The organism is Candidatus Solirubrobacter pratensis (assembly GCF_000425945.1).
Classification (GTDB): domain Bacteria; phylum Actinomycetota; class Thermoleophilia; order Solirubrobacterales; family Solirubrobacteraceae; genus Solirubrobacter; species Solirubrobacter pratensis.
The window spans coordinates 46,474-71,766 of record NZ_AUEK01000010.1 but is presented as its reverse complement, the minus strand read 5'-3'; the positions used below and the strand labels follow the sequence as shown (position 1 = coordinate 71,766).

Below are 25,293 nucleotides of genomic sequence, written 5' to 3'. Positions count from 1 at the left end.
TCGGGCCGCCATTGCCGCGGGCCTATTCCCGCGCACCGCCATCATGGTCGGCAGGTGCAAGACGAGAGCCTGCTGAGCGTCCTCGCCGCCCTGGCGGCGAACACCGCGATCGCCGTGGCCAAGGGCGTCGCCGCGGCGCTCACGGGCTCGGCGGCGCTGTTCGCCGAGACGCTGCACACGATCGCCGACGCGGGCAACGAGATCCTGCTCTGGATCGCCGTGCGCCGCAGCGGGCGCCCGGCCGACCCGTCGCACCCGCTCGGCTACGGCCCGGAGCGCTACTACTGGGCGCTGCTGGCCGCCGTCGGCATGTTCGTGGTCGGCGGCGCCGTCTCGATCTGGCAGGGCATCCGGGCGCTGCTCCACCCGCCCGAGCTCGAGTCCTTCTGGGTCGGCGTGGCCGTCCTCGTGATCGCGCTCGTGCTCGACGGCTCCAGCCGCATCGTCGCGATCCGCACGCTGCGCCGGCAGGCTTCGCGCCTGGGCATCTCGATGCGCCAGCTCCTGCGCGAGAGCCCGGATCCGACGGTCACGACGATCTACCTCGAGGACACGATCGACGTGCTCGGCGCAGCGCTCGCGCTGGTCGCGCTGATCCTGCACAAGACCACCGGGCTGGAATGGCCCGACGCCGTCGCCTCGCTGATGATCGGCGGGCTGCTGTCCTACGTCGCCGTGCGGCTGTCGAGCCGCAACCGCGCGCTGCTGGCCAACCAGGCGGTCTCGCCGCGGATCGCCGAGCGGGTCCGCGACCGCCTGCTGCGGCAGGACGGCATCGTTGCCGTACGCCAGATGGAGTCGGTCTACCTCGGGCCGCGCGAGGCGCTCGTCGCCGCCGACGTGGTGGTCGACTGCTCGGACATCCCCGCGACGCTCGAGCGCGTGCGCGACGACGTCCTGCGCGACGTGCCGTTCATCGCGCGCCTCTACCTGACCCCTGTGCGCAACCTACGAGTTGCATATGATGACGGGATGCTCCGCGACCTCTACGCCAAGTTCAACGCGCGCGACATCGAGGCGGTCCTCGAGCACCTGACCGACGACGTCGACTGGGCCAACGGGATGACGGGCGGCCGCGTGCACGGGCGCGCGGCGGTCCGCGAGTACTGGACGAACCAGTTCACGCAGATCGACGGGCACGTCGAGCCGGTCGCGATCACCGAGCTGCCGGACGGCAGGACGGCGGTCGAGGTGCATCAGGTCGTGCGCACGCCGGACGGCGAGCTGCTGTCCGACACGCATGTGACCCACACCTACGAGTTCCGCGACGGGCTCGTGTCGCGCATGGAGATCAGCTAGTCCGCGCGAACCCTACGCGGGCAGCACGGCTCCGAAGCGGCCGGCGAACTCAGGGCAGACGCGCACCGCGAACGCTCCCGCCGGCCGGGCCGCGATCTCCTCGCGGAGCTGGTCGAACGCCATCGCCAACCGCACCGACGGAGCGATCTGGAAGTCGAGCGCGTTGCGCCGCTCGCCGCCGATCGTCCCGTCGGCCAGCAGCGCGTCCACACGGTCCAGGTGGCCCGGGAGCACGGCGAGCTGCGCCAGCGCGACGTCGTCGGGCACCTTCATCTGCAGCGCCGTCAGCCGTCCCACGACCGGCAGCGACGCCTTGACCGCGCCGGGCGGCATGCCGAGCACGGGACGTTCGAGGAAGGTCGCCATCGAGGCCGGATCGCGCACCGCACCCCAGCGGCCGAGGGCGCGCACGCACTCCTGCAGGTCGTCGTCGGCCCACCGCTCGAGCGCCTCGTCGACCGGCAGGATCGCCGGCTGCGGCACCGCCGCCTCCAGGGCGCGGGCGATGCGCATGGTCGTCGTCACGCGCCGCCCGTCGAGCGTCATCACCGGCACCGTGCGGGCGCCGAAGCCCATCAGCCGCAGCAGCGGCTTGTGCGTCATGTTGGGCAGGTCGCGGCGGCGGTAGGCCACGCCCTTGTGGCGCAGCATCAGCTCCGCGCTCATCGACGGGTGCGAGCCCGGCGTGCCGTAGAGGACCGCCCTCATACGAGCGCCTGGTAGACGAGCTGGCGCAGCTGCGTGCGCAGCGGGTAGGTGCTGGAGGGCAGCATCTGCGTGAAGAACAGGACGGTGATCGCCTCCTGGCGGTCGATCCAGAACGCCGTGCTCGCCGCGCCGCCCCAGGCGAGCTCGCCGGGCGATGAGAGCACGCGGTTGACAGCGGGGTCGAGCACGACCGAGAAGCCGAGCCCGAAGCCGACGCCGTCGTAGGTCGTCTCCGAGAACAGCGGGCGCCCGTACTGCTCGAGGTCGGCGCCGCCGGGCAGGTGGTTGCGCCCCATGTAGCGCACGGTGCGCGCGCCGAGCAGCCGCACGCCGTCGAGCTCGCCCTCGTTGAGGAGCATCGTCGCGAAGCGCTGGTAGTCGGCGGCCGTCGAAGCCAGCCCGCCGCCGCCCAAGAACGCGTCTGGCGCGCGCATGATCAGCTCGCCGAGGGCGTCGTCGCGCACGAGCCCCGGGCCGTAGAGCGTGGCCAGCCGGCCGGCCGGGGCGGTGAAGCCGGTGTCGTCCATCCCGAGCGGCGCGAAGATGCGCTCGCGGAAGAAGGCGTCCAGCGTCTGTCCGGAGATCACCTCCACGGCGCGGCCCAGCACGTCGGTCGAGACGCCGTAGTTCCACTCGCTGCCGGGCTGGAACAGCAGCGGCATGGCCGCCCACTGCTCGCAGCAGGCCGCGAGATCCAGGCCGGGCGGCGTGCTCCACTCGTACCCCTTGCGGCGGTAGATGGCGTCGACGGGATGCGCCCAGTGGAACCCGTAGGTGAGTCCGGACGTGTGCGTCAGCAGATGCCACATCCGCACCGGCTCGGTCAGCGGCTCGGTCACCGGCTTGAGCTCGGAGCCGCCGGTGAACACGCGCGCGTCCGCGAACGCCGGGATGAAGTCCGCGACGGGCTGCTTGAGCTCGAAGGCGCCCTCCTCATAGAGCATCATCGCCGCCACCGACGTGATCGGCTTGGTCATCGAGTAGATGCGCCAGACCGTGTCGTGCTCCACCGGCGCGCCGGACTCGACGTCGCGCACGCCCGCCTGCGCGACGTGGACGACCTTCCCCCGCCGCGCGACGACCGCCAGCCAGCCGGCCAGCCGCCCGTCGTCCACGTAGCGCACGAAATGGCGGTCGATGCGCGCCAGCCGCCCGGCGTCGAACCCGGCCTCGGCCGGATCAAGCTCCACGTCCATTCCCCGGCATCTTCCCAAGCTGGGCCGGTCGCCGCCGCCGGCCGTCCCCGTCAGCGGGCCGACATCGAGACTGCCGAGCCCCCGCGGCGTGCAAAATGCGGCTTCGATGTCGAAGCCATCAACAGCGCTGGTCGCGGCGGAGGGGGCGCTGCTGGTCGTGGCTGCGGCCATCGCCGCCCTCAGCTCGACCGGCTCGGACTGGGAGCCGGCCGGGCTCGTGGCGGTCCTGACGGCGCTCGCGCTCGGCAGCGACCTGTTCGCCGTCAGCCACGAGGGCCAGCGGATCTCGGGCTCGTTCCTGGCGCTGGTGCTCGCGATGACGCTGCTCGGGCCGGCGCCCGCGGCGGCGATCGGCGTCGCCTCGGTGCTCGCCGATCACGTCCGCGCGCGCAACCCGCTGCCGCGGCTGGTCACCAACGTCGCGACGTTCGCGACGTTCCCGCTCGTCGGCGGCCTGCTGTCGCGGTGGGCGATCGACACGTTCGGCATCTCGCTCGAGGGCGCGGGCTTCCCGCTGCTCGTGCTCGCCGTCTTCATGGTGACCATCCTGCTCGACTTCCTGATGATCGCGGGCGACCACTGCTTCCACGAGCGCAAGCCGCTCGCGCACGAGTTCCGCGCGATCTTCGTCCCGGTGCTGCCGAGCGAGCTGATCAGCGCGCTGCTGTGCGCGCTCGTCGCCGCCGTGTACGTGCGCACCGGCGTCGCGGCGATGGTCCTGATGGTCGTCGTGCTGGTCGTCTTCCAGTACCTGCTCACGCAGCTGCTGCTCTCGCGCGAGCGGGCCGAGCGCCTCGCCGCGATGCAGATCGGGCTGCTCACGACGATGATCGAGACGCTGGCGCTGCGCGACCGGATGACGGCGCGCCACTCCGCCGCCGTCGCTCGCTACGCCGGCGCGATGGCGGAGGCGCTCGGCTGGTCGGAGTCCGAGCTCGAGGTCGTGCACACCGCCGGGCTCCTGCACGACGTCGGCAAGTTCGCCTTCCCGGACTCGATCCTGCTCGCCAGCTCGCGGCTGACCGAGGAGCAGCGCAAGGTCGTCCAGCGCCACCCGTCCGACGGCGCGCGGATCGTGCGCCGGATCGACGGGTACGCGCCGGTCGCCGACATCATCCTCAGCCACCACGAGCGCTGGGACGGCAACGGCTACCCGCGCGGCCTCGAGGGCGAGGAGATCCCCGAGGCCGCGCGGCTGATCTCCGTCGCCGACACGTATGACGTGATGACGGCGCGCGACTCCTACCGCAAGCCGGTCTCCTCGGAGGCGGCGATCGCGGAGCTGCGCCGCGTGGCCGGGAAGCAGCTCGACGGCGAGGTCGTCGAGCTGTTCGCCGGCCTGCTCATGTCGGGCGATCTGTCGTTCCGCCACGGCGACGACGCGGACTTCGAGGCCGAGCTCGGCTTCGGGCGCCGCGTCCAGCGCTACGCCCACCGGCGACGGCTACTCCCCAGAACGGGGTAATTCCGTTTACAGGCCTTCAGCGGGCGCGCGAGGCGACCGATGAAGGCATCAAGCCCGCTGTCACGGTCGCAGCCGACAGCGAAAATACCTGCAACGCGGCACCTTCGAAGGTGCTGCGCACCCCTACCCGCGAAGGAGCGCATCATGGGTTTCAAGTACTAGTCCCGAGCCTGCCGCCAACTCCTCGGCGGCATCGGCGAAGGAATCCGGGCCGCCGCCGGCGCGCAGTCGCCGGGACGCGGACTCCGCCGCGGGACGCAGCCGCTCCGCGCTCAGGCGCTTGAGCGGCACCGCGACACCCGCGGCCGCGATCGCCTTCTGCACGATGCCCATGCCGCCGTGGCACACCACGGCGCCTGGACCGCGGTCTCCGCGAGCCGCTCGTCGCCCTCGTAGTCGGTCGAGCACGTCACGAGCACCACGGGTCGCCGGGCTCGTCGAGCCACGCGGGCGCCGGCGGATCCCACAGCTGGGCGCCGACGTCGCGGCATCCGGGTCCGGCGTCGGCTCAAGTTTGCGACCGCGCGGTGCGGCTGACACTCTGTCGGCGAAGCGACCGTGACGCTCCACTGAGCATCGGCAGAACGCATAGGGTCCCGCGGATGAGAGGGTTCTTCATCTGTCTCGCGGCGCTGATGGCGCTCGCATTGCCGGCGTCGGCGAGCGCGTCCCAGCGCCCGTCACCCGGCTCTGCCGGAATCGGCGACCGTCTGTTCCCGACGCTCGGCAACGGGGGCTACGACGTCCAGCACTACGACCTCGACCTGCGCTATGCGACGGCGTCGCCGGCCCAGGGCATCGACGGCACCGTCACCATCCTGGCGCGCGCCACGCAGTCGCTGTCGCGCTTCGACCTCGACTTCGCAGGCGACTCGGTCGGGAGCGTGTCGGTCAATGGCCGCGCCGCGACGTTCGCCCGCGACGGGGAGGAGCTGGTCATCACGCCGCGCGCGCCGCTGCCCGATGGGCGCGCGTTCGTCGTCCAGGTCTCGCACTACACGGCCCACCCGCGCGAGCCGGATCCGAACGTGCTGCTGTCGACGGCGTTCTTCACCACGCCCGACGGCTCGGCGACCGCCGGCCAGCCCGACAGCACGCACGTCTTCCTGCCGTCCAACGACCACCCGCGCGACAAGGCCTCGTTCACCATCCGCTTCGACGTCCCGGCCGGCACGACCGCGATCGCCAACGGCGTCAAGGTCTCGCAGACCACCTCCGGCGGCCGCACGCGGTACGCCTTCCTGCAGCGCCAGCCGATGGCCACCGAGCTGCTGCAGCTCGCGGTCGGCCGCTACGACACGATCAGCCGCGGCGTCCACGACGGGATCATCGTGCGCGACGCGATCGCGCCGAGCCTCGCCACGCTGCTGTCGGACAAGCTGCCGACCGAGCTGACGCATCTCGACTGGATGAAGGATCACGTCGGCGACTACCCGTTCGACGCGTACGGCTCGCTGGTGGTCGACGCGACGCTCGGCTTCGCGCTCGAGACGCAGACGCTGTCGCTGTTCGACAAACCCTGGTTCGACGGCACCTATGGCGGGCGCGGCATCTGGGAGCCGACGATGGTGCACGAGCTGTCGCACATGTGGTTCGGCGACAGCGTCGCGCCGTACTCCTGGGACGACGTCTGGCTCAACGAGGGTCACGCGACCTGGTACGAGTGGTCGTGGGCGGCCGAGCATGGGGAGCTCGGGGAGGACATCGGCATCCCGGGCTTCGACGACACGATGCGGGCCGTCTACAACATCAGCGATCTGCTGCGCGCCGAGGACGGGCCCGTGGGCCGGCCGCTGAGCGGCGAGGCGTCCCAGCTGTTCAGCGTCCAGGTCTACTGGGGCGGGGCGCTCGTGCTCTACGCGCTGCGCCAGCAGATCGGCGATGCCGCGTTCCAGCGCCTCGAGCGCGCATGGGTGTCGCGCCATCGCGACGGCGTCGCCTCGACCCAGGACTTCATCGCGCTGGCGTCGAAGGTCTCCGGGCAGGATCTGACGGCGTTCCTCAATGACTGGGTCTACGGCACCAAGACGCCGCCGATGCCGGGGCATCCCGACTGGACCGTCGCGCCCGCGGGCGCGGGCGCCCGCACGTTGGCCGCGCCGCAGCAGGCGCTGCTCGCACGCGCGAAGCGCTAGCGGAAGTGGGCCCGGCAGGGCTCGACGGGCCGAACCCGTCGAAACGCCCTGCCGGGCCCCATCACGCGCGCGGCGGCGCCGTCGACTCGCGGACGACGAGCTCGACGGGGAGCATGACGTTGCGCGGCGCCTCGCCGGCGAACAGCTCCTGCAGCAGGTCGTAGGCGACCTGGCCCTTCTCGGCGAGCGGCTGGCGGACGGTCGTGAGCGGCGGCTCGTTGCGCGCGGCCGGCGGGATGTCGTCGAAGCCGACGAGCGAGAGGTCCTCGGGGATGCGCAGCCCGCGCTCGGCCGCGAGGCGCTGGGTGCCGAACGCGAGCATGTCGGTCTCGGCGAGGATCGCGGTGAGCTCGGGATGCGCGTCGAGCATCTCCGCCGCGGCCTGGTAGCCGGCCTCGAAGCGGTTGCCGCGCGCCTCGAACACGGGCGCGTCGGGGAACGCCTCGCGGTAGCCGAGCACACGGCCGCGGCTGACCGGCTCGGTCGCGCCGGCGAGCCGCTCGTCGCTGACCCAGCCGCGGAAGGCGTCGGTCTGCAGCCGCTCGGCGAGGATGCCGACGCGCTCGTGCCCGAGCTGCCGCAGGTGCTCGGCGGCGGCCTGCGCGCCCGAGCGCTGGTCGATGTCCACGCGCCCGGCGCCCGGGATCGGGTCGCCCTCGATCAGCACCGTCGGCAGCCGCCGCTCGATCACCGCGCTCAGCTGATGGCGCGAGTTCGAGACGCAATAGATGCAGAAGCCGTCGACGACCGCGTTGCGCACGGCGCTGGTCGCGTCGTCGCCGACCGGCGAGGGGATCAGCAGCATCGAGGTGCCGAGCTTCTCGCCGGTGCGCGCGATGCCCTCGAGGAACAGCGCGGCGGCGGGATCGGTGAACGCATACGTCAGCGACTCCCCCAGCAGCACGCCGACGGTGCCCGTGCGGCGCAGCCGCAGCCCGCGCGCGGCCGGGTCGGGGCCTGCGTAGCCGAGCTCCCGCGCCGCGGCGAGCACGCGCTCGCGCAGCGCGGGACTCAGCTGGTCAGGCCGGTTGTAGGCGTTGGACACCGTGGCGCGCGAGACGCCCAGGCGATCCGCGACGGTCTGGAGGGTGGGCCGCTCTCCCACCCCTCCATCATTACGCGGGGAGTCCTCGGGCGTCTGGCGCAAGACGGTCGGCGGCGCGGCGCAGGAGCGCGGCGGCGGCGGACCGCGTACGCGCGCGAGCAGGGGCGGCGTCCCGGACGACGGGCGCGTCAGGCCGGGCCGAGTGGGCGAGGCGGGCGACTGCGCGGGGGCCGTAGATGAGGTCGATCATGGCTGTCCTTTCCCGTTCTGAATCGATCTAGACTTAATCGATACAGTACACCTCATCGGGGATCTGTCAAGCCCGATGGCGGCCCGCTGCTCGACGCGCGGGAGCAGAGAAGGCATCGGCGCGGGCGTCTATGGGGCACGCGCCCCATTGCCGTCGCGGACCCGCGCCTCGTAGGCTGCGACCGAGTGGCTGAACCTGGGCTGTTCCTCGCGCCGACCGCGCTCCGCGCGGTGCTCGAAGGCCTGCCCGACGCCACGGTGGCCGCAGATCGCAGCCTGCGGATCGTGTTCGCCAACGCACTTGCGGAGGAGCTCTTCGGGCGCCCGCGCGAGGAGATGATCGGGCAGCCGATCCAGATCCTGTGGCCAGAGCGCCGCCGCGAGCAGTACACGCGCAACGCGGAGCTGTACTTCTCGACCGAGCATCCGCTGCGGTTCACGCTGCGCGCGTACGGGCTCAAGGCCGACGGCACCGAGTTCATCGGCGAGATGAGCTGGGGGATCGTCGAGACCGACGGCGGGCCGCTGCTGCTGGCGATCGGCCGCGACATCTCCGAACGGCGCGAGGCGGAGGCGCGGTTGGCGCGGCAGTCGGGGCAACAGGCCGCCGTCGCGGCGCTCGGCGAGCGCGCGCTGGCGGGGGCGGACGCGGCCGACCTGGCCGCCGAGGCGATCGAGCGGATGCTCGAGACGCTCCCGATCGAGCGCGTCGACGTGCACGAGGACGGCGCCGTGTCCGTGCATCCCGCGGATGCCTTGGACGAGGACGCGCAGAGCTTCGTCCGCGCGGTCTCGACGGTGCTCGCCACGGCGATGTGGCGGCGGCGCGACGAGACGCGGATGCGGCACGAGGCGCTGCACGATCCGCTGACGGGCCTTGCGAACCGCGCGCTCTGCTACGACCGTCTCACGCACGCCCTGGCGCGCGCGGCGCGAGCGCATGAGAACGCGGGCGTCCTGTTCATCGACCTCGACAACTTCAAGCGCGTCAACGACGTCTACGGGCACGCGGCCGGCGACGACCTGCTGATCGCGATCGCGCGAAGGCTGGCCGCAACCGTGCGGCCGGCGGACACGGTCGCGCGCCTGGGGGGCGACGAGTTCGTCGTCGTCTGCGAGGAGATCACCGAGGAGGGCGCCGTCGGTCTGGGCGCGCGGCTGGAGGAGGCGATCCGCGAGCCGATCGTCGTGTCCGGCGCCGAGCACCGGATGTCGGCCTCGATCGGGATCGCGCTGGGCAGCGAGGACGTCGGCCCCGACGCGCTGCTCGCGGACGCGGACGCGGCCGCGTACCGCGCGAAGGCCGAGGGGCGCTCGCGCGTGGAGGTGTTCGACACGCGCCTGCGCCGGCACGCCGACGAGCGCCGCCGCACGGCCGAGACGCTCGAGCGCGCGCTCTCGCTCGGGCAGCTCCGGCTCGCGTTCCAGCCGATCGTGTCGCTGCAGGACGACCGCGCGATCGCCTACGAGGCGCTGCTGCGCTGGGACCGCCCCGACGGCGGCACCTCGAGCCCCTCGGACTTCATCCCGGTCGCCGAGGAGTCGGCGCTGATCGTCGAGATCGGCGCCTGGGTCCTGCGGCGCGCGTGCGAGGAAGCGGCGGCGTCAGGCGCGACCGTCTGGGTCAACCTCTCCGGCCGCCAGCTCGCGCAGCCCGACCTCGCCGCGCTGGTGTCGTCGTGCCTCTCGTCTGCCGGGCTCGAGCCCGCGCGCCTGAACCTCGAGCTGACCGAGACGATCCTGCTGCACGCGCCGATGACCGGGGTCCGCAACTTGGCCGAGCTCAAGAAGCTCGGCACCGGCCTGGTGCTCGACGACTTCGGCACCGGCTACTCGTCGCTCGGCCACCTGCGCGACTACCCGGTCGACGGCGTCAAGATCGACCGCTCGTTCATCTCCGAGCTCGGCGTCTCCGACGGCGACACCGCGATCGTCGCCGCGATCGTCTCCCTCGCGGCCGCCCTCGGGCTCGACGCCGTCGCCGAGGGGGTCGAGGACGTGGTCCAGGCGCGCGTGCTGCGCGAGCTGGGGTGCCCGTTCGCCCAGGGGTTCCTGTTCGGGATGCCCGGGCCGAGAATGGGCTGAAACGGCACGAAGCGCGCGAGACACGCAACGGCTTGCGTGGCACATTCAGGGGGTGCGCCACGAACCTCAAGCAGGAGTTGAGAAACGTGGCACACCCCTTGCCGCGCCCCTTAATGCGCAGTTGGCCAAGCTCGCCGCGCGCCAACATGGAGTGGTCACCGCGGCGCAGCTCGCCGCGCTGGGCCTGACCCACGCCGCGCTCAGCGTGCGGGTCAGCGCCGGCACCTTGCACCGTCTTCACCGCGGCGTGTACGCCGTCGGCCACGCCAAGCTCTCCGAGAAGGGCCGTTACATGGCCGCGGTCCTCGCCGCCGGCGAAGGCGCGGTGCTCGCCGGCCTGAGCGCCGCGAAGCTGTGGCAGGCGTGGCGCCGGAAGGTTCCCGAGATCCACGTCGTCGTGCCCGGCAATCGCCGTTTGCGAGCGAGCTTTCGCGTGCAGCGGACCCGCCACCTCCACGCCCGCGACTTCACCACCCACGACGGCATCCCCGTCACCACCATGGCGCGGACCCTCGTCGACCTCACCGACACCCTCACGGCGCCCCAGCTGGCCAACGTCATCCACGAGGCCGCGTTCCGCAAGCGCTTCGACCGCATCTCCACCTACGCCGCGATCGAGCGCGCCAACGGCCGCCGCAAGCTCCACCGGCTCCTCGAGGCACTGCAAGCCGACGGCGCCGGCACCAAGAGCGACCTCGAGGACCGGTTCCTCGAGCTGGTCTCAGAGCTCCCGCCGCCCGCGATCAACACGCGCATCGCGGGCTTCGAGGTGGACTTCGCGTGGCCCGGCGCCGTGGTGGAGATCGACGGTCCCGGGCACACGCGCCTGCGCACCCGTCGCGAGGACGCGATCCGCGAGGCGGGCCTCAAGCGCGCCGGCTTCGGCGTCATCCGCTTCACCGCCCAGGACCTCGATGACCTAGGCTCACCCGCGTGACGACCTTCGAGGAACTCGACGCGCTCTCTTCGCGAGAGCTCCACGACCGCGCGGTCAGCCGCGCGAAGCGCCACCTCGACGTGGGCTTCTTCTGGCGCCTGCTGCAGGAGACGCCGGCCGCCGATGCGGCCGGGGGCGACGTCGAGCAGGGCGCCGAGCAGACCGAGCACTGGAGCCGGCAGGTGATGGAGCTGTTCGACGACGACGACGAGCGCGTCGAGGCGCAGCGGCCGATCTACATCGACTACCTGCTCAAGCACGGCGCCTGATCACGCCAGGCCGAGCAGCAGCCCGTTCTCCCCGACGGCCGGGCTGGTGGTCTGCCACAGCACGACGCCGTCCTGCGGCGAGGCGACCGTCTCGACCACGTCGCCGAACAGGTCCTTGATGACCCCGAGGGACTCGCCCTCGCGCACGCTCGCGCCGGTCGCGACCGCCGTCTCCCACCAGCCGCCGCGCACGCCGTTGACGAAGCGGTGCTCGCCGAGCGTGGTCACCGACCGGGGCTCGGCGCCGCCGGGGAGCATGCCGAGGTGGCGCAGCGCATTGCGGGTGCCGTCCACGAGCAGCTCCACCGCCGCCTCCTCGAGCTGCCCGATGCCACCGGCCTCGGCGATGATCGCGGGACCGCCCGCGGCCGAGCACGTCATCCCCGACGGCGCCTTCGCGCGCGTCACGTAGGGCAGCCCGAACGCCTGGGCGAGCGCCTCGGACTCGTCGCTCTCGTAGATCGCGAACGGCTCGAGCGACTCGACCATGTCGCCGCCGTGGAGGTCGATCACGGCGTCGGCCGGCGCGATCAGCGTCTGGAGGATCGCGGCGGCGAGCGCGTCCGTGTAGCCACCGTCCGGGTCGCCCGGGAACGAGCGGTTGAGGTTCTTGCCGTCGATTGGGACCACGAACGGCGAACGGCGGCGGAAGGACTCCAGGCTCGCGATCGGCAAGGCCACGATCGTGCCCGACAGCTCGGCGGTGTCGAGCTCGCGCATGAAACGGGTCGCCGCCGCGATCGAGCTGTACTCGCAGCCGTGGACGCCCGCCATGAGCGTCAGCCGCGGGCCGTCGTGCGCGCCGCGCGCCTCGAAGCACGGGTGCTCGAGATCGCGCAGCAGGGGATGGTCGAACGTCAGCGTCTTCCGGGTGATCACGCGCGCGATCCTGCCACGATCGCGACGCGCGGCTCGAGCCGGCGGAGGTGGCTGCACCGTCTCGATCGCGGGCTCGCCGTCGCGACCGCCGCCGTCGTGAAGCTCGTCAGGCCAGCGCCGCGCGAGCGCTCAGCAGGTCGTCCGTGGCGATCACGATCCGCACTCCGCCGAACGTCGTGTATGCCAGGTCCACGTTGACGTTGGCCTCGGCCAGCGTGCGCGCGAGCTCCCCGAGCGATCCGGGGCGGTCGGCGACGTCGACGACCAGCACCTCACGCTCGTCCGCCACGCCCAGATGGGCCTGCTGCAACGCCGTCCGCGCCGCCGCCAGCGCCCCGTCGTCGATGAGCACATGCACGATCCCGCGCCCTTCGCCGGTGAACGCGGCGAGCCCCTCGATGTTCACGCCCGCGGCGCCGGCGATCTCCCCAAGGCGCGCAAGCTCCCCAGGCCGGTCCTGAAGGATCACCGTCAGGTCCGTCGGCATGGCATCCGGCATCTTCTCACGAAGGCGCCCGGATAGGCTGCTGGTGGTGTCCGGTGTCGAGGAATCCCTTACGGCGCTGCTCCAGCAGCTGCGCGGAACCGGGTTCACGGACCTCGGGTTCGCGCGGGTCGACACCGACCGGGAGGCGCGCCAGGGCGCGCCCGAGGCGATCATGGCCGAGGGCAAGACGCCGGAGGAGATCGAGGCGATCGCCCGCGTCCTGCTCGACGAAGGCGCCGGGAGCGTGCTGGTGACGCGGGCCGACGCGGACGCGCGCGCGGCGCTGCGGCGCGCGGCGCCCGAAGCGGAGGAGCACGAGCGCGCGCGGCTGGCGTGGGTCGCGCGGTCGGTGCCCGAATCGCGCGGGCTGGTGACGATCGTGTCCGGCGGGACGGGCGACGGCCCGGTCGTCCACGAGGCGCGCGTGCGGGCGCAGCTGCTCGGCACCGAGGTGGTCGTGCACGAGGACGCGGGCGTCGCCGGCCTGCACCGGCTGGCGCCGGCGGTCGAGGACCTGCGGCGCGCGGACTGCGTGATCGTCGTGGCGGGCTGGGACGCGGCGCTGGCGTCGGTCGTCGGCGGACTCGTGGCGGCGCCGGTGATCGGCGTGCCGGCGAGCACCGGCTACGGCGCGGCGTTCGGCGGCGTGAGCGCCCTGCTCTCGATGCTGACGTCCTGCGCGGCGGGCGTCGCGGTCGTGAACATCGACGACGGGTTCGGCGCGGGGACGATCGCCGCGCGGATCGCGCGGGCCGCGGCGTCGTGAGCGCGCCGTCAGGGAATCCCTCGGGGCCGTGGAGGGCCCGGAGCGTGCCGTCAGGGAATCCCTCGGGGCCGTGGAGAGCCCGGGGCCGGCTGCTCTACATCGACTGCATCGGCGGCGTCGCGGGCGACATGCTGCTCGGCGCGCTGCTCGACGCCGGCGCGGACGTTGATGCCGTGCGCCGCGGGCTCGAGGGGCTCGGCGTCGACGGGCTCGAGCTGGAGACCGAGCCGGCCGTCCGCCACGGGATCGCGGCGACGCGCGCGATCGTGCGCGGCGCGGACGAGCAGCCGCACCGGCACTGGTCGTCGATCCGCGCGCAGATCGACGCGGCCGGCCTGCCCGAGCGGGCGCGTGTCGTCGCGCAGGAGGCGTTCCGGCGGCTGGCGCACGCCGAGGGGCGGATTCACGGGATCGATCCCGAGCAGGTGCACTTCCACGAGGTGGGCGCCGTCGACGCGATCGGCGAGGTGTGCGGCGTCGCGCTCGCGCTGGACGATCTGAGGATCGAGCGCGTGGTCTGCTCGCCGCTGCCCGCCGGCCGCGGGTTCGTGAACGCGGCCCACGGGCGGCTGCCGCTGCCCGCGCCCGCGACGCTGACGCTGCTCGAGGGGGCGCCGGTGTACGGCGTGGAGATCGAGCTGGAGCTGGTCACGCCGACCGGCGCCGCGCTGGTCGCGGCGGTCGCGGAGGAATACGGGCCGATCCCGCGGATGACGCTCGCCGCGACCGGCTACGGCGCCGGCACGCGCGACCTGGAGGCCGTGCCGAACGTGGTCCGCGCGATCGTCGGCGTCGAGGCGCGCCGAGCAGCGCCGGTCTCGCTGATCGAGGCCAACCTCGACGACCTGCTCCCCGAGCTCGCGCCTGATGCCGCGGCCGCCTGCTTCGCCGCCGGCGCGCTCGACGTCTGGACCGTCCCCGTGCAGATGAAGCGCGGTCGCCCCGGCTTCGTCATGTCCGCCCTCGCCCGCCCGGAGGACGAGCACGCGGTGGCCGAGGCGATGCTGCGCGAGACGAGCACGCTCGGCGTCCGCGTCGCCCACTACGACCGCATCGAGCTCGACCGCGAGAGCCACACAGTGGAAGTCGAGGGCGAGCCGATCCGGATCAAGGTCGGCCGGCTCGGCGGGAAGATCGTCAACCTCGCGCCCGAGCACGCCGACTGCGAGCGCGCCGCCCGCATCCTCGGCGAGCCGGTGAAGACGGTCTGGGCCCGCGCGCTGGCCGCGGCCCACGAGGTGCCGGCGTGAGGGCGAGCGGAGACCCGCGGGCGGGGGCGCCCGCAGACGCGCGGGCCGGCGACCCGGTCGCGATCGCGGCGCCCGCAGACGCTCCGGCCGGCGACCCGGTCGCGATCGCGGCGCTCGCCGACGCGCTCGCTGCCCGCATCGCCGCGCTCGGCTCCGCCGTCGTCGCCTTCTCCGGCGGCGTCGACTCCTCCGTCGTCGCCGCGCTCGCCCACGCCGCGCTCCGCGACCGCACGCTCGCGGTCACCGCCGTGTCGCCGTCCGTCGCGCAGGGCGAGCTCGAGGGCGCGCGCCGGGTCGCCGCGCACATCGGCATCGCCCACGAGACGATCGCGACCGACGAGCTCGCGCGCCCCGGCTACCGCGCCAACGGCCGCGACCGCTGCTACTTCTGCAAGACCGAGCTCTATGACCGGCTCGCGGAGCTTGCGACCCGCCGCGGCTTCGACGCGCTCCTCTCAGGCGCCAACCAGGACGACCAGGGCGACTGGCGCCCCGGCCTGCGAGCCGCCGCGGAGCATGGCGTCGTCCATCCGCTGCACGACGTCGACAAGGTCACCGTGCGCCGCCTCGCGCGCCACTTCGGCCTGCCGAGCGCCGAGAAGCCCGCCACCCCATGCCTCGCGAGCCGCATTCCCTACGGCACCGCGGTCGACCCGACGACGCTCCAGCAGATCGACGAGGCCGAGCGTGCCGTCCGCGAGCTCGGCTTCCCCGTCCTCAGGGTCCGCCACCACGGCATCCTCGGCCGCCTCGAGGTCGCCGAGCCCGACCTGCGGCGCGCGCTCGACAACGAGCAGGAGATCGTCGCCCGGCTCAAGCAGGCCGGCTACTCCCACGCCGTGATCGACCGCGAGCCGTTCCGCTCCGGGCGCCTCAACGAGGCTCGAGCACGTCCCGCAGCATCGCCTTGAGCGCGTCTCGGAACCGCTCCACGCCGCCGGGCCGATCCTCGTCGAGCAACCGCGCGCGGAAGCCCGCGTCGGAGAAGAACGACATCACCGCCCCGTAGGCGACCTGCATCAGCTCGAACGGGTCGTGCTCGCGCAGCCGCCCCGCCGCCGTCTCGCGCCGGAGGAACTCGACGGCCTGCTCGAGGAACGGCCGCATGTGGTCGGCCATCGCCTGCTCGAGCCGCCCGCCGCCCTCGATCGCCTCCCGCCGCCAGATCACGACGAAGTCGTGATGGGTGGCGAAGAACGCGAAGCCCGCGTCGATCAGCGACGCGACGCGGTCGAAGCCCGCCTTCCCGTCGGCGATCGCCAGCGACGTCATCGCGGCCCAGTCCTGCATGGCCTGCTCGATCACGGCCGCGTACAGGCCCTCCTTGGACCCGAAGTGGTACAGCAGCGTCGGATGCGAGAGCTGCGCGCGGGCGGCGATGTCCTGGAGGCGGGCGCCGCCGAAGCCGTGCTGGGCGAATTCGCCGCGCGCCGCCGCGAGAATGCGGTCCGTCGAGGCCATCGACTGACACGTTAGTAGAGACACTTGGTACGGTCGTAGCCGAAGTGACCGTGACCCTCAGGGAGAGCCTGTCGGGCAAGGCGCTGCTGCTGACCGGAGCCACCGGCTTCGTCGGCAAGGCGGTGCTCGCCCAATGCCTGCATGAGCTGCCCGAGACGGCGGTGACCGTCCTGCTGCGCGGAGACGCGCGACAGCGACTCGAGCAGGTCCTCGAGGGCGAGATCTTCGAAGGCCTCGACGGCTCGGGCGTGACCGCGATCTCCGGCGACCTGTCCGACGAGGGCCTCGCCGGCCTCGCCGGCATCGACGTCGTCGTCCACTGCGCCGCGAGCGTCTCCTTCGAACAGCCGCTCGATCATGCGCTGGAGCTCAACTCGAAGGGCCCCGCGCGCCTGGTCAAGGCGCTGCGCAAGGCCGGCAGCGACCCCTACGTCGTCCACGTCAGCACGGCCTACGCGGCCGGGCAGCGGACGGGACTCGTGCTCGAGCGCCCCTCGGGTACTGCACCGAGCGAGCCCGACGTGGACCTGGAGGCCGAGCTCGACGTCGCGCGCGCCTGGCGCAAGGACCTCGAGTCGGAGTCGCGGCTGCCGCTGCACCAGAACCGCTTCGTCGCCGAGGCGCGGCGCGCGGTCGGTCCCGCCGGCGGCCCGGCGATCGGCGCGCGGGCGGAGTCGCTGCGCCGCGACTGGGTGCGCGACCAGCTCACGGAGCGTGGGCGCGACCGGGCGCGCGCGCTCGGCTGGACGGACACCTACGGGCTCTCCAAGGCGCTCGGCGAACGCAAGCTGCTCGCCGAGCAGCCGCGCGCGCTCACGATCGTGCGCCCCGCGATCGTCGAGTCGGCGCTGCGGACGCCCTACCCCGGCTGGCTCGAGAGCCTGAAGGTCGCCGACCCGATCCTGCTCGCCTACGGCGCCGGCCTGATCGCCGGCCGCTTCGCCGCCAGCCCTTCGATCGCGGTCGACATCGTGCCGGTCGACATGGTCGCCAACGCGTGCCTGGCGGCGGCCGGCCACGAGCCGGACGGGATCCGCACGATGAACGTCGCCTCCTCGTCGCGCAACCCGCTGACGGTCCGCGCGATGGCCGACGTCGTCACGCGCTACTTCCGCGAGCGCCCGCTGCCCGACGAGGACGGGCTGCCGGTCGCCGTGCCGGAGTGGCGGTTCTCCTCGCACGCAAAGGTCACGTCCACGATCGACCGCGTCACGCGCCTGCTCGACTCCGGCCGCGACCTGATGGAGAAGGTCCCGCTCCCGCGTGCCGACGACATCGAGCTCAAGCTGTACAAGACGCAGCGCCGCCTGGACCGGATCCGCCGGCTGAGCGAGATCTACGGCCCTTACGGGGAGCTCGACTGCGTCTTCGACGACCGCAGCACGCGCGGCCTGCTCGCGCGTCTGCACCCGGAGGACCGCGAGCGGTTCTCCTTCGACGTCGACACGATCGAGTGGGAGCGCTACCTCTACGAGATCCACCTGCCGTCGCTGCGGGCGCTGACCGTGCCGCCTTCGCCGCGTCCCCGCAGCACGCGTGAGCGGCCGCGCGCGAAGCTCGCCGACGGCCCGCCCGCGCTGGCGATCTTCGACGTCGAGGGCGTCGTGCTGGACTCGACGGTCGCGCACTTCTACGCCTGGCTGCGCACGCGCGACATGCCCGAGCTGGACAAGCTCGTCTGGACCGCCGGCATCGCCGCCCGCGTACCCGGCTGGGTGAAGGCCGACCGCCGCTCGCGGATCGCCTTCAACCGCAGCTTCTACCGCCTCTACCGCGACCTCCCGGCGCGCGAGCTGCGCGCCCAGGCCGCCGAGGCGCTGCCCGACTTCATCCAGCCGCGGATCCAGAACGAGGCGGTGCGGCGCATCCGCCAGCACCGCCGCCGCGGCGACCGCGTGATCCTCGTGACCGGCGCGCTGGACTTCCTCGTCGAGCCGCTCAAGCACCTCGGTGACGAGCTGATCGCGGCGCGGCTCGTGGAGCGCACCGGCCGCTTCACGGGCGAGCTCGCCGAGCCGCCGCTGACCGCCGACGGGCGCGCCTCGCTCGCCGCGCGGCTCGCCGCCGACCACGGCGTCGACCTCGCCGACTGCCACGCCTACGGCGACAGCCTCGCCGATCTGCCGCTGCTCGAGCTCGTCGGCCACCCGCACGCGATCAACCCGGACTTCAGGTTGTCGAGGGAGGCGCGCCGGAGAAGATGGCCGGTGGAGACCTGGACGACCGCGACCAAGGCTGCCGCGTAGTGCTCGCGCTCACCTACACGCCGTCCGTCGCCCGCTACCTCGTGGCACCGGCGACCGCGCTGACCCTCGGCGACATCCGGCCCCCACGCCTCCCGGGGCCCGGCTGGCTCATGGTCAAGCCGCGCCTGTCCGGCATCTGCGGGTCCGACCAGGCGCTCCTCTCCGGCAAGGCGTCGCTGCACCTCGCCGCGCTCACCTCCACGCCCTTCGTGCCCGGCCACGAGGTCGTCGGGGAGATCGTCAGCGGTCCCCGCCGGGGCGAGCGGGTCGTCGTCCAGCCCGCACTCGGCTGCACCGTCCGCGGCATCGAGCCGGCGTGCCCCGAGTGCGCCTCCGGCCTGCCCGCGCTGTGCCGGCACACGATCGACGGCGCGATCTCCGCCGGCCTGCAGACCGGCTACTGCCGCGATGCCGGCGGCGGCTGGAGCGAGGGCCTGGTCGCCCACGAGTCGCAGCTGCACGCGGTGCCCGCCGACCTGTCCGACGAGGACGCGGTGCTGGTCGAGCCGCTCGCCTGCGCGCTGCACGCCGCCGCGATCGCCGATCCCCAGCCGGGCGAGAAGATCGCGATCATCGGCGCCGGCACGATCGGCCTGCTCACGCTCGCCGCCGTCAGGCGGCTGGCGCCCGCGGCGACGCTGCTGGCGGTGGTCAAGCACAAGGGCCAGGAGGGCGCCGCCCGCCGCTTCGGCGCCGACGACGTCTGCTCGCCGGACCGCATCCACGTCGAAGGCGCCCGCCTCACCGGCGCGCGGCGGCTCGTCGGCCACCAGGGCCGCGAGCTGCTGCTGGGAGGCTTCGACCGCGTGCTCGACTGCGTCGGCTCCGGCGCGTCGCTGGAGCAGGCGACGACGATCGCCCGACCGCGCGGGCGCGTCGTCATGGTCGGCATGCCGGGCAAGCTCGAGACCGATCTCGCGGCCGCGTGGCTGCGCGAGCTCGAGCTGCGCGGCGCCTACGGCTACGAGCACGACTTCCCCGCCGCGCTCGAGCTCGCGCGCGAGCTGCGGCCGGGCCGGCTGATCGATCGCGGCTGGCCGCTGCAGCACTACAAGAAGGCGCTGGAGGAGGCGCCGCGAGCCACCCGCAACGGACGCGTGAAGACGGTCTTCGAGGTCGCCACATGAGCATCGCTCCCGCCCGCATGATCGAGCGCCCGCGCCGTCACGTCGCCGCCGAGCGCGAGGCGTGCGTCGTCGAGGTCACCGAGAAGTCGCCGCCGACGCTGTTCCACTCCGGCGAGCAGTTCCGGCTCGAGCGCCTGCCCGTGGGCTCGCGGATCGTCTATCCGCCGCCGCCGCTGAAGGGCCTGGCCGACGTCGACGCCGCGATCGCCGCCGCGCTCGACAGCCCGCTCGGCATGGACCCGCTCGACAGCCTCCTGAGCCCGGGCATGAAGCTGACGATCGCGTTCGACGACATCAGCCTGCCGCTGCCGCCGATGCGCGAGCCGGACATCCGCTCGCTCGTGATCGAGCAGGTGCTCGAGCGCGCCTACCGCGCCGGCGTCGAGGACATCCACCTGATCGCCGCGCTCGCGCTGCACCGCCGCATGACGGCCGCCGAGCTCGAGCGCGCGGTCGGGCCGCGCGTGTTCCGGGAGTTCTATCCCGACCGTCTCTACAACCACGACGCCGAGGATCCCGACGGCATCGTGCACCTCGGCGAGACCGGCAGCGGCGAGCGCGTCGAGCTCTCAAGGCGTGCCTCGGAGTCCGACCTGCTCGTCTACGTGAACATCAACCTGGTCACGATGGACGGCGGGCACAAGTCCGTCGCCGTCGGCCTCGGCACGTACGGCAGCCTCAAGCACCACCACACGCCGCACACGATGCGCCACAGCCGCTCGTTCATGGACCCCTCCAGCAGCGAGCTGCACAAGAGCGCCTCGCGCCAGGGCGACGTGGTCGAGGCCGCGGTCCCGATCTTCCACATCGAGACGACGCTCAACAACGACACGTTCGGCGGCCCGCTGCGCTTCATCTCCAAGCCCGAGGCGCGCTGGACGCCGCGCGAGCAGGCGACGTTCGCCGCGATCAAGCGCACCACCGACCGCATGCCGGCCAAGCTGCGGCACGACCTCTTCCACAAGCAGTACGCGCCCTACGGCGTGACAGGCGTGACGGCCGGAGCGGTCAACCCCGTGCACGAGGTGACGCTCGAGCACTGCGCCGCCCAGCAGGCGGTGCAGGTCCACGGGCAGGCCGACGTCGTGACCGCCGGGCTGCCGTACGTCTGCCCCTACAACGTCAACTCGATCATGAACCCGGTGCTCGTGATGTGCCTCGGGCTCGGCTACTTCTTCAACCTCTACAAGGGCGTGCCGCTCGCGCGCGAGGGCGGCGTGATGATCTTCACGCACCCCGTCACGCCCGAGTTCCACCCGGTCCACCATCCCTCGTACGTCGACTTCTTCGAGGAGGTGCTGACCGAGACGCGCGACCCGATGGAGATCCACAAGCGCTTCGAGCGCGCGTACGCCGAGGACGAGTGGTATCGCCACCTGTACCGGACGTCGTACGCCTACCACGGCGTCCACCCGCTCTACATGTGGTACTGGGGCGCGCACGGGCTCGAGCACCTGGGCGACGTGATCTTCGTGGGCGGCGATCCCGAGGCGTGCCGGCGCATGGGCTTCCGCCGCGCCGACACGATGCGCGACGCGCTCGAGATGGCCGAGCAGGTCGTCGGGCGCGAGCCGTCGGTCACCCACTTCCACTGCCCGCCGCTCTTCTACGCGGAAGTCGCCGCATGAGTCGCGCTGCGCGCTCGCATGCTCCGGCGGGAACTCGCCTGACGGCTCGCTCGCGCCCCGCTGCACAGGGGCCGGCCGCATGAGGTTCGCGGAGGGCGGTCGCCGGCTGGAGCGGCTCGCCGGCGGCAACGCGGGGAAGCGGAGCCGCACCCCGCGGCGCTGGCGCACGATCGCCGTCGGCGCCGATCCGTGGCGCGAGCGCACCGGCGAGGACGAGGCCTGGCTGCGCGAGCCCGGGCCGAGCAAGGTCCGCGAGGCCGCCCAGCAGGCGCTGCTCTTCCCCGCCACCCGTCTGCTCGCGATGCCGACCGTCGTCGGCGCCGAGGACCTCATCCACGCCCCGCAGCCCGCGATCCTCGCGCCCAACCACGAGAGCGACATCGACACGCCGCTCGTGCTGCTCGCGCTCCCGTACGCCTGGCGCAGCCGCACCGTGGTCGGCGCCGCGAGCGACCGCTTCTACCGCAAGCGCGCCTACGCGCTCGCCAGCGCGTTCTGGATCAACACGTTCCCCTTCGACCGCGGCGGGGGCCAGCGCCGCGGCCTGGCGGCGGCCGCCGCGCACCTGCGCGAGGGCCGCAACGTCCTGCTCTACCCGCAGGGGACCCGCGGCGCCGGGCCGGAGTCCTACCGCGCCGGCGTCGCCGAGCTCGCGCTGACCGCCGACGCCCCGATCGTGCCGGTCCACATCGAGGGCAGCGCGCTGATCATGCCCAAGGGCCGCGGCCTCAACCGCCGCGCGCGGACCAAGATCACCTTCGCCCGCCCGATCCACCCGCGCCCCGGCGAGACGCCGCAGGAGCTGACGGGGCGGATGCAGCAGGCGATCGAATCCGTAACCTAGGGGCATGATCGAGCGCGCTCGCTTCGGCGCGACCGGACACGAGTCCAGCCGCGTGATCTTCGGCGCCGCCGCCCTGGGAAGCGTCTCCAAGGCCGATGCGGACCGCACCTTGGAGCTCCTCCTCGAGCACGGCATCAACCACATCGACGTCGCCGCGAGCTACGGCGACGCCGAGCTGCGCATCGCCACCTGGCTCAAGGCGCACCCTGACGAGTTCTTCGTCGCGACCAAGACCGGCGAGCGCACCTACCGCGCCGCGCGCGAGCAGATCCGCCGCAGCCTGGATCGCCTCGGCGTCGACCGGGTCGACTCGATCCAGCTGCACAACCTCGTCGACGTGATCGAGTGGGAGACGGCGCTGAGCGCCGACGGCGCGCTGGAGGCGTGCATCGAGGCGCGCGAGGAGGGCCTAGTGCGCTTCATCGGCGTCACCGGCCACGGCCTCTCGGTCGCGCGCATGCACCGTCGCAGCCTGGAGCGCTTCGACTTCGACTCGGTGCTGTGCCCGTACAACTGGGTGATGATGCAGGACCCGCGCTACGCGGAGACGTTCAACGAGCTCGCGGCCGCCTGCAAGGAGCGCGACGTCGCGCTGCAGACGATCAAGAGCCTCGCGTTCCGCCCGTGGGACGGCCGCGCGCACACCGCCGCGACGTGGTACGAGCCGCTGCGCGAGCAGCCGGAGATCGACCGCGCCGTGAGCTGGGTGCTCGCCAACCGGCAGGTCTTCCTGCTCACGACCGGTGACGTCGACATCCTGCCGAAGCTGCTCGACGCCGCCGAGCGAGCGGGCGACCGCCCCGGCGACGAGAAGATGGCGGAGCTGGGCACGGCGCCGCTGTTCATGTAGCTACGGGCGCCACATCGCGAACAGCGACTCGACCACCGCGTACTCCTCGCGGTAGCCACAGCGCGCGATCGGCTTCAGCGCGGCGGTGTCGACGCGCCCGTCGTCGGTGATGTACGCCTCGTCGATGTGCACGCCGATGACCTGCCCGACCACGAGGTACTGGTCGGCCGGCGCGCCGTCGATGGTCTTGAGCTCGACCTGATGCACGACGCGGCACTCCAGCGCGCAGTGCGCCGCCGCCACCCGCGGCGGCGCGACGAGCCGCGACGGCGCGGCCTCCAGCCCGGCGAAGCCGAACTCGCTCTGCCCGCGCGGGAGCGCCTTGGACGTCTGGTTCATCGCCTCGCGCAGGTCCCAGGTCGGCATGTTCCAGACGAACTCGCCGGTCCCCGCGGCGAACGTCGCCGAGTCCTTCGCGCCCGTAGAGGAGAACCCGATCATCGGCGGGTCCTCGCCGACGGCGTTGAAGAAGCTGTACGGCGCGAGGTTCAGCTCCCCGTCCGGCCCGATCGTCGACACCCAGCCGATCGGGCGCGGCGCGACGATCGCCTTGAACGGATCGTGCGGGAGCAGTGCGCGGTCGCGCGCGTGCGGTTCGTAGAAGACCATTCAGCGCAGAGTCTGGCGGGCGCGCGCGCCCAGCCATTCCGGCAGCGCATCCATCGGCATCGCACGGCCGAGGTAGAAGCCCTGCGCCTCGTCGCAGGCCAGCACGGCGAGCGCGTCCCACGCCTCGGCGCTCTCCACGCCCTCGGCGACCACGAGCATGCCCAGGCGCCGCCCGAGCTCGACCGTCGCGTGCACGATCGCCTGGTCGCGCGAGTCCTCGGTCAGGTGCATCACGAACTGACGGTCGATCTTGAGCTCGTCGACCTGCAGCGCCTTCAGGTGCCCGAGCGAGGCGTGGCCGGCGCCGAAGTCGTCCAGCGCCGTCGCGACCCCGATCGCGCGCAGTCCGCGCAGGACCTCGAGCGTCCGTTCGGGGTCGGCCATCACCACGTCCTCGGAGACCTCCAGCCGCAGCTGCTCGGGCGCGAAGCGGCGCCGGCGCAGCAGGCGGTCGACCTCCGACGGCAGCCCGAGGTCGAGCAGGTCCGCCGGGCCGAGGTTGACCGCGACGGTGAGGTCGAGGCCGGACGCGCTGATCTCGTCGAGCGCGCGATCGACCACGAACGCGGTCAGCGACCGTCCCAGCCCGCTCTGCTCCGCGAGCGGCAGGAACTCGTCCGGCGCCAGCAGCCCGCGCTGGGGATGCGCCCAGCGGACGAGCGCCTCGACGCCGCGCACCACGCCCGTCGCGATCTCCGCCTTCGGCTGGTAGTGCAGGACCAGCTCGCCGGCGTCGAGCGCATCGCGCAGCTCTCCGAGCAGCTCCAGCCGCTCCCGGCTGTGGCGGTCGCGCGAGGGGAGATAGACCTCGTGGCCGGTGCGGGTGCGCTTGGCCTCGTACATCGCGACGTCGGCGCGCTGGAGCAGCCCGAGCCCGTCGAGGGCGTGAGCGGGGAACATCGCGATGCCGACGCTCGCGTCGATGTGCACGCGGATCCCGCCGACCGCGAACGACTGCTCGAGCGATGCCCGCAGCCGCAGCCCGGCCGCGCTCGCGGCCGCCTCGTCGCCCGGGCGCAGGATGACGGCGAACTCGTCCCCGCCGAGCCGCGCGAGCGTGTCGCGCTCGCGCAGCACGCTCGCGAGCCGCGGGCCGATCTGGCGCAGCACCTCGTCGCCGGCGTGATGGCCGAGCGTGTCGTTGAGCTCCTTGAAGCCGTCGAGATCGACCAGCAGCAGCGCCAGATCCTGGTGCTCGCCGGCGGCCTCGGCGATCGCGCGTTCGAGCCGCGCCATCAGATACCGGCGGTTGCCGAGCCCGGTCAGGTCGTCGGTCACCGCCTCGCGACGGCTGGCGCGCAGACGCTCCGTGACGGTCAACCCGGCTCGGGCCATTCCTGTCAGCACGGTGACCGCCGCGAGTGCCGCGGAGACCGGCAGGATGTCGGTGAACTGGCCGACGACGAGCAGCGCGAGGCCGATCGCGGCGAACGTCAGCACCGCGGTGAGGACCACCGGGCTGAACTCGGGACCGGGTTGCGGCGGCTGCGGCCGCAGGTGCCAGCGGCTGAGGGCGAGCACGCCGGCCAGGCCGCCCAGGGCAATGGCGGCCTCCGGCCCCGCGGGCGCCGCGAGCGCGGCGATCGAAGACGCGCCCATCGCCGCGTCGAGCCATGACATCGCGGACGGCGGGCCGAGGCGGCGCATGACGAGCATGACGACCAATGCCAGCGCGACCGCAAGCGCCGCGTACTGCACCACAGTCCACATCCACGTGCATCGTCGCATGTGTCACCAGCGGCACGAAGCCCGCGGTCC

Annotated in this window: 23 protein-coding genes; 14 read left to right on the top strand and 9 right to left on the bottom strand. The window is 72.9% G+C overall.

The features are described from left to right. The first annotated feature begins 54 nt into the window (after positions 1 to 54). Positions 55 to 1,299 carry a cation diffusion facilitator family transporter gene (locus H958_RS37720; protein ID WP_051324337.1) on the top strand — a complete coding sequence of 415 codons (1,245 nt, stop codon included), beginning with the start codon at positions 55 to 57 and terminating at the stop codon, positions 1,297 to 1,299. 12 nt (positions 1,300 to 1,311) lie between these two features. On the opposite strand, the gene H958_RS0115805 is transcribed toward H958_RS37720, so the two are convergent. After that, positions 1,312 to 2,007, bottom strand: coding sequence for a glutathione S-transferase family protein (locus tag H958_RS0115805; RefSeq protein WP_028059385.1), 696 nt, complete (start codon positions 2,005 to 2,007; stop codon positions 1,312 to 1,314). Continuing rightward, positions 2,004 to 3,203: a serine hydrolase domain-containing protein gene (locus tag H958_RS0115800; RefSeq protein WP_037410325.1), complete on the bottom strand. Its 1,200-nt coding sequence runs from the start codon at positions 3,201 to 3,203 to the stop codon at positions 2,004 to 2,006. The genes H958_RS0115805 and H958_RS0115800 overlap by 4 nt, the downstream gene beginning before the upstream one ends. Before the next feature lie 106 nt (positions 3,204 to 3,309). On the opposite strand from H958_RS0115800, the gene H958_RS0115795 reads away from it, so the two are divergent. Then, entirely contained in the window at positions 3,310 to 4,668 is a 1,359-nt protein-coding gene (locus H958_RS0115795) for an HD-GYP domain-containing protein (RefSeq protein WP_028059383.1), read from the top strand. Between the two features lie 123 nt (positions 4,669 to 4,791). Here the strand turns inward: H958_RS0115795 and H958_RS47570 are convergent, their stop codons facing one another. Further along, positions 4,792 to 5,001, bottom strand: a complete 210-nt coding sequence (locus H958_RS47570; RefSeq protein ID WP_196807384.1) for a hypothetical protein — start codon at positions 4,999 to 5,001, stop codon at positions 4,792 to 4,794. Between the two features lie 269 nt (positions 5,002 to 5,270). On the opposite strand from H958_RS47570, the gene H958_RS37715 reads away from it, so the two are divergent. Then, complete coding sequence (locus tag H958_RS37715; RefSeq protein ID WP_051324336.1) at positions 5,271 to 6,803, top strand: M1 family metallopeptidase; 1,533 nt, start codon at positions 5,271 to 5,273, stop codon at positions 6,801 to 6,803. A gap of 61 nt (positions 6,804 to 6,864) precedes the next feature. On the opposite strand, the gene H958_RS0115780 is transcribed toward H958_RS37715, so the two are convergent. Beyond that, positions 6,865 to 7,908 carry a LacI family DNA-binding transcriptional regulator gene (locus H958_RS0115780; RefSeq protein WP_028059381.1) on the bottom strand — a complete coding sequence of 348 codons (1,044 nt, stop codon included), beginning with the start codon at positions 7,906 to 7,908 and terminating at the stop codon, positions 6,865 to 6,867. Between the two features lie 375 nt (positions 7,909 to 8,283). Here H958_RS0115780 and H958_RS37710 point away from each other — a divergent pair, with 375 nt between their 5' ends. The 3 genes from H958_RS37710 (at position 8,284) to H958_RS0115760 (ending at position 11,388) form a co-directional block, all read left to right on the top strand. Further along, on the top strand, positions 8,284 to 10,182 hold the full coding sequence (locus tag H958_RS37710; protein ID WP_051324335.1) for a putative bifunctional diguanylate cyclase/phosphodiesterase: 1,899 nt from the start codon (positions 8,284 to 8,286) through the stop codon (positions 10,180 to 10,182). Between the two features lie 121 nt (positions 10,183 to 10,303). Then, on the top strand, positions 10,304 to 11,119 hold the full coding sequence (locus tag H958_RS0115765) for a type IV toxin-antitoxin system AbiEi family antitoxin domain-containing protein (protein ID WP_156028015.1): 816 nt from the start codon (positions 10,304 to 10,306) through the stop codon (positions 11,117 to 11,119). Next, positions 11,116 to 11,388, top strand: a complete 273-nt coding sequence (locus H958_RS0115760) for a hypothetical protein (RefSeq protein WP_028059378.1) — start codon at positions 11,116 to 11,118, stop codon at positions 11,386 to 11,388. The genes H958_RS0115765 and H958_RS0115760 overlap by 4 nt, the downstream gene beginning before the upstream one ends. Here H958_RS0115760 and H958_RS0115755 read toward each other — a convergent pair whose 3' ends face one another. Both H958_RS0115755 and H958_RS0115750 read right to left on the bottom strand, forming a co-directional pair. Continuing rightward, entirely contained in the window at positions 11,389 to 12,267 is an 879-nt protein-coding gene (locus H958_RS0115755; protein ID WP_051324334.1) for a succinylglutamate desuccinylase/aspartoacylase family protein, read from the bottom strand. A gap of 106 nt (positions 12,268 to 12,373) precedes the next feature. Further along, the gene (locus tag H958_RS0115750; protein ID WP_037410323.1) at positions 12,374 to 12,754 is read right to left on the bottom strand and encodes an ACT domain-containing protein; all 381 of its coding nucleotides are present in this window, start codon (positions 12,752 to 12,754) and stop codon (positions 12,374 to 12,376) included. Between the two features lie 46 nt (positions 12,755 to 12,800). Between H958_RS0115750 and larB the strand changes: the two genes are divergently transcribed. Genes larB through larE form a run of 3 tightly spaced genes read left to right on the top strand, consistent with a single transcriptional unit; the run spans position 12,801 to position 15,681 of the window. Continuing rightward, on the top strand, positions 12,801 to 13,520 hold the full coding sequence (larB, locus tag H958_RS0115745; RefSeq protein WP_196807383.1) for a nickel pincer cofactor biosynthesis protein LarB: 720 nt from the start codon (positions 12,801 to 12,803) through the stop codon (positions 13,518 to 13,520). Positions 13,521 to 13,564: 44 nt separating this feature from the next. Next, entirely contained in the window at positions 13,565 to 14,770 is a 1,206-nt protein-coding gene (larC, locus tag H958_RS0115740; RefSeq protein WP_156028014.1) for a nickel pincer cofactor biosynthesis protein LarC, read from the top strand. Beyond that, positions 14,767 to 15,681 (top strand): ATP-dependent sacrificial sulfur transferase LarE, encoded by a 915-nt coding sequence (gene larE / locus H958_RS0115735; protein WP_196807382.1) that lies wholly within the window; start codon positions 14,767 to 14,769, stop codon positions 15,679 to 15,681. The genes larC and larE overlap by 4 nt, the downstream gene beginning before the upstream one ends. Here larE and H958_RS43440 read toward each other — a convergent pair. Continuing rightward, a complete protein-coding gene (locus H958_RS43440; RefSeq protein WP_051324332.1) occupies positions 15,644 to 16,231 on the bottom strand; it encodes a TetR/AcrR family transcriptional regulator in 588 nt (195 codons plus the stop codon). The two genes, larE and H958_RS43440, sit on opposite strands and share 38 nt — an antisense overlap. 44 nt (positions 16,232 to 16,275) lie before the next feature. Between H958_RS43440 and H958_RS37700 the strand changes: the two genes are divergently transcribed. From H958_RS37700 to H958_RS0115705, 5 genes are all read left to right on the top strand, one after another. Further along, complete coding sequence (locus H958_RS37700; RefSeq protein ID WP_051324331.1) at positions 16,276 to 18,477, top strand: HAD-IB family hydrolase; 2,202 nt, start codon at positions 16,276 to 16,278, stop codon at positions 18,475 to 18,477. Further along, positions 18,477 to 19,604: a zinc-dependent alcohol dehydrogenase gene (locus tag H958_RS37695; protein ID WP_196807380.1), complete on the top strand. Its 1,128-nt coding sequence runs from the start codon at positions 18,477 to 18,479 to the stop codon at positions 19,602 to 19,604. Before H958_RS37700 ends, H958_RS37695 begins: the two co-directional genes overlap by 1 nt. Before the next feature lie 17 nt (positions 19,605 to 19,621). Next, positions 19,622 to 21,232: a lactate racemase domain-containing protein gene (locus H958_RS0115715; protein ID WP_051324401.1), complete on the top strand. Its 1,611-nt coding sequence runs from the start codon at positions 19,622 to 19,624 to the stop codon at positions 21,230 to 21,232. Positions 21,233 to 21,311: 79 nt separating this feature from the next. After that, positions 21,312 to 22,076 carry a lysophospholipid acyltransferase family protein gene (locus tag H958_RS43435; protein ID WP_051324329.1) on the top strand — a complete coding sequence of 255 codons (765 nt, stop codon included), beginning with the start codon at positions 21,312 to 21,314 and terminating at the stop codon, positions 22,074 to 22,076. Positions 22,077 to 22,080: 4 nt separating this feature from the next. Continuing rightward, entirely contained in the window at positions 22,081 to 22,926 is an 846-nt protein-coding gene (locus H958_RS0115705; RefSeq protein WP_028059371.1) for an aldo/keto reductase, read from the top strand. Here the strand turns inward: H958_RS0115705 and H958_RS0115700 are convergent, their stop codons facing one another. Then, positions 22,927 to 23,535, bottom strand: coding sequence for a flavin reductase family protein (locus H958_RS0115700; protein WP_028059370.1), 609 nt, complete (start codon positions 23,533 to 23,535; stop codon positions 22,927 to 22,929). Next, positions 23,536 to 25,245 (bottom strand): putative bifunctional diguanylate cyclase/phosphodiesterase, encoded by a 1,710-nt coding sequence (locus H958_RS37685; protein WP_196807378.1) that lies wholly within the window; start codon positions 25,243 to 25,245, stop codon positions 23,536 to 23,538. It lies immediately after the preceding gene. Positions 25,246 to 25,293 lie beyond the last annotated feature (48 nt).